This window comes from Kitasatospora sp. NPDC004669, from assembly GCF_040609455.1.
Classification (GTDB): Bacteria; Actinomycetota; Actinomycetes; order Streptomycetales; family Streptomycetaceae; genus Kitasatospora.
Genome location: NZ_JBEXKB010000178.1, coordinates 1 through 4,210, shown reverse-complemented (window position 1 = coordinate 4,210; position 4,210 = coordinate 1). Strand labels below are relative to the sequence as shown.

The following is a 4,210-nucleotide window of genomic DNA, read 5'->3' as shown; positions in this document are numbered from 1 at the left end:
TCCGACAGGAGGCCGTCCACGCCCTCCCGGTCGGTGGTGTGGTCGTCCGCGAAACGACGGTCACCCGTCGCGTCCGGCACGTACTTCACACAGACAACGATCCTCAAGCTCACGGCCTGTCTCCTGTACTGGTCTCGTCCGGCGGCTGCGGTTGTGCAAGCGGGTACGAACACTCCACGCACCCGCTCCGGGCAGCGAGTTTCCCGTGCCGGTCCGGAACTCCCTGGCAGCATACTCGCCGGTAGCTCAGCGGTCACTACTCGCCAGTAGCTTACGCCGGGACGGCTGCACCGCCGCTTGCGCCCATCCTGCCCCAGGAGGGGGTCGACTCCACCTCACGGGGTACCGCAAACCGACGTGCGAGTCCCTGGCCGCCGCCCGTCAGACCGCCTGTCCCAGCGCCGCGATCACATCCGCCTTGCGCGGCGTCCCCGCCGCTCGCCGCACCACCCGGCCGCCCGCGTCCAGCACCAGGACGGTCGGCGTCCGCAGGATCGCCAACCGGCGGACCAGCTCCAGGCGCGCCTCGGCGTCCACCTCGACGTGCGCGACCCCGGCGACCATCCCCGCCACCTCGGCGAGCACCCGCCGGGTGGCCCGGCACGGCTGGCAGAAAGCGGTGGAGAACTGCACCAGGGTCGCCCGCTCACCGAGCGGCCCGCCCAGATCGGCCTCCGACAGCCGTATCGCCTCGTCCTCGGTGAGCACCCTCAGCCTCCCGTCGCGCCTGGCCCGCAGCAGCCCGAACGTGGTCGCCACGGCCAACGCGACAACGCACACCACCAGTCCGGTCATCCCTCCAGTCTGCGGCAGCGCGCTCCGTGCCCGGAAGGAAGGTCGACCGCCGACGCCGGGCCCGCGTACGATCGGCCGGTGGACTCCGAACGCACCGCACCACCGTTGCCGATCTCCCGTCGCGCCGTCGACCCGGGCCGGGCCACCACCTCCCGCTGCCGCTGACGCGCCCCGCCGCACCCGCCCGTCGCGACCCCCCGGAGCCCTCGTGCAGACCGACCCCCGCGGTCCCCGTTTCTCCTCCGCGCTCACCGCCGCCGTCCTGGTGGCCGTCCTGGTCAGCGGCAACGGTCTCCTGCTCGCCACCCAGGCCCTGGTCTTCGCGCTCAGCGCCTTCGGGGGGCTCCGGCTCTCCCCGTACGGCCTGCTGTTCCGGGCCCTCGTCCTCCCCCGGCTGGCGCCGCCCACCGAGACCGAGGACGAACGGCCGCTGCGCTTCGCCCAGGGCGTCGGTCTGGTCTTCACCTCCGTCGGCGCCCTCGGCTACTTCACCGGAGTCATCTGGCTCGCCCTGCTGGCCACCGCGTTCGCCCTGACCGCGGCCTTCCTGAACGCCGCCTTCGGCTACTGCGTGGGCTGCGAGATGTACCCGATCGTCCGGCGTGCCCAGGGCCGACTCGGCGCCGGGGCCTGACCGGCTGCGCCGCGACCTCCGCCGCACCCGCGACGTCACCGGCACCGCGGAACGGAGAAAGTTCCCAGCCGGATTCATCACGGAGATCACACCGCGAATATTCGCTTGCCCACACGCCTCAGGTGACAGCAGGCACTCGTTCGGGGGATCATCTCCGTGTATCACCCGTGACCGCCGCGGCGTGCCGTGCTCCGGTCGGCTCCCGCACAACGGTGCGGGTACCCGCCGTACCGGGCTCCGGCCCGTGGAAGTCAGGACTGACCGTGGCAGAGTTCGTCTACCCGCCGGTGATCGGCGCCGCACTCACCGCCTTCCGTGCGCTCGACGCGCGGATCGAGATCGTGGGTGCCGAGCACATTCCCGCCAAGGGCGGAGCGGTGCTGGTCAGCAATCACATCAGCTACCTCGACTTCCTCTTCGCCGGCCTCGGCGCCTACCGCGGCGGCAAGCGCAAGACCCGCTTCATGGCCAAGGACGACGTCTTCAAGCACCGCATCTCCGGCCCGCTGATGCGCGGCATGAAGCACATCCCGGTCGACCGCACCGACGGCCAGCCCGCCTACGAGGCCGCCGTGCGCGCTCTCAAGGCCGGCGAGGTCGTCGGGGTGTTCCCCGAGGCGACCATCAGCCGCTCGTTCATGCTGAAGAAGTTCAAGACCGGCGCCGCCCGGATGGCCGCCGACTCCGGCGCCCCGCTGCTGCCCGTCGTCCTCTGGGGCACCCAGCAGCTCTGGACCAAGGGCCGCCCGAAGACACTCACCAAGCGCCACGTCCCGGTGACGATCATGATCGGCGAACCGATTCACCTCGGCCCGAACGACAAGCCCGTGATGGTCACCAGAAAGCTGCGCGCCGCCATGAGCGAGATGCTCGACCAGGCCCAGCGGGAGTACCGCGGCAAGCCCTCCGGCCCGGACGACACCTGGTGGCTGCCCGCCCACCTCGGCGGCACCGCGCCCACTCTGGAGGTCGCCGAGGCCGAGGACGAGGCGGAGGCCCTCGCCAAGGCCGAACGCCGCGCCGCCCGGGGCTGACTGAGCCCCGCCCTCTACTCCATGCGACCGAGCGGACGCGTTCCGTCGCGTGTCGCCCGGCCGTCGACGCCCCCGTCTGACACAGTGACAGCTCCTTTCAGGGGCCTCCGTCCCGGATCTCCTCCTTGATCCGAGACTGAGCACACGTCGGAACGGTCGGAAGGGTCGAAGACGGAGATGGCACGGATCACCGGCACAGGGAAGTCCCCCACGAACAAGGCCCGCACCCGCGCAACCGCCGGTGCGGGCCTGCTTTTTCTGGGCACCCTGCTCACCGGCTGCGGAGCCGAGCCCGGGGAGATCCCGCTGTCCGAGATCCGGCCGCAATCCCCCACCGTCACCCCCGAGCCGACCGACTCCGCCGGCATGGTCGGCGCGGCAGCCGCCACCCCCGCGGCCGCCGCGCACAACGGACTGATCGTCAGCCGGGCGTACACCGACGCCACCCGCACCACCAGCGCCATCGTCACCCTCGCCCCCGACGGCACCGCCCAGCGCCAGGTCACCCAGCCGTCCGACCACGCCCTGGACGACCGCCCCGACTGGTCGCCCGACGGCAGCAGTATCGCGTTCGACCGCACCGACCCGCAGACCGGCGCCGCCCGCGTCTGGACGGTCTCCGCCACCGGCGACAACGCCCACCAGATCAGCCAGCTCTGCGACACCAGCAGCGGAAGCGCTGACTGCGCCAACGAGGACGAACGCGCCCCCTCCTACTCCCCCGACGGCAAACAGCTCGCCTTCAGCCGCTCCTGGGGCGCCCTCGACACGGCCGGCAACAAGCAGACCCAGTACTCGGACCTCTACCTGATGAGCCCCGACGGCACCAATGTCCAGCGGCTCACCTTCCTCACCAACGACAAGCCGTACTCCGGCGCCGTCAGCAACCCCAGCTGGTCCCCCGACGGCAAGCAGCTCACCTTCGAGTACCGCACCAGCGCCACCGGACAGCCCGCCAACAGCCGTGCGATCTATGTCGTCAGCATCGACGGCACCGGACTCCGCCAGCTCACTCCCTGGGAACTGCGCGCCGGCGACCGTGCGAGCTGGTCACCCGACGGCACCCAGATCGTCTTCACCACCTACCCGGCCGGCCCCGACAACACCCCCGGCGGGGGCATCTACACCATCCACCCCGACGGCAGCGCCGTCGGCGCCCTCACCCCCGCGCCCTCCGACACCACCTACGGAACCGCGGCCTACGCGCCCGACGGCAAGTCCATCGTCTTCACCCAGGCCCCCAAGGGCGCCGGCGCCGACCTCTACAGCATGCGGCCGGACGGTACGGGAATCGCCCGGCTCACCAACAGCGCCGACAAGTGGCTCGGCCGACCTGCGTGGGGAACGGCGGCGGTGCCGGTGCAGGCGTCTCAGGCAGCCCAAGTGCCCCAGACATCCCAGACACCCCAGGCATCCGATCCGCCCCAGCCCGAGGCTCCGACGGCATCCGCCGAGGCGACGCCGACTAAGGCAGCAACGCCGACTCGGGCTGCGACACCGTCTCGGGCAGCAACGCCGACTAAGGCAAGGACACCGACTAAGGCAGGGACACCGTCTCGGGCAGCGACACCGTCCAAGGCAGGGACACCGTCTCAGGCACAAGGGCAGCCGGAGGACGAGGAGAACGACCTCCAAGACAACTGAGCCGAAACGCGAAAAGGCCCACCCGGTAAGCCGGGTGGGCCTTTTCTGAAGAATTGTTCGGCGGCGTCCTACTCTCCCACAGGGTCCCCCCTGCAGTACCATC

Annotated in this window: 4 protein-coding genes and 1 pseudogene; 3 read left to right on the top strand and 2 right to left on the bottom strand. The window is 71.1% G+C overall.

Annotation, left to right across the window (positions count from 1 at the left end; all coding sequences use genetic code 11):
- Window positions 1–113, bottom strand: a pseudogene (locus ABZW30_RS46585) (electron transfer flavoprotein subunit beta); the annotation flags it as partial.
- 268 nt (window positions 114–381) lie between these two features.
- Entirely contained in the window at window positions 382–795 is a 414-nt protein-coding gene (locus ABZW30_RS46580) for a thioredoxin family protein (protein ID WP_355677424.1), read from the bottom strand.
- Window positions 796–1,003: 208 nt separating this feature from the next.
- On the opposite strand from ABZW30_RS46580, the gene ABZW30_RS46575 reads away from it, so the two are divergent.
- The 3 genes from ABZW30_RS46575 to ABZW30_RS46565 all read left to right on the top strand — a co-directional run bounded on the left by ABZW30_RS46575 (window position 1,004) and on the right by ABZW30_RS46565 (window position 4,107).
- Window positions 1,004–1,429, top strand: coding sequence for a DUF4395 domain-containing protein (locus ABZW30_RS46575; protein ID WP_355677423.1), 426 nt, complete (start codon window positions 1,004–1,006; stop codon window positions 1,427–1,429).
- A gap of 263 nt (window positions 1,430–1,692) precedes the next feature.
- Window positions 1,693–2,463, top strand: a complete 771-nt coding sequence (locus tag ABZW30_RS46570) for a lysophospholipid acyltransferase family protein (RefSeq protein WP_355677422.1) — start codon at window positions 1,693–1,695, stop codon at window positions 2,461–2,463.
- Window positions 2,464–2,640: 177 nt separating this feature from the next.
- Window positions 2,641–4,107 (top strand): hypothetical protein, encoded by a 1,467-nt coding sequence (locus tag ABZW30_RS46565; RefSeq protein WP_355677421.1) that lies wholly within the window; start codon window positions 2,641–2,643, stop codon window positions 4,105–4,107.
- Window positions 4,108–4,210 lie beyond the last annotated feature (103 nt).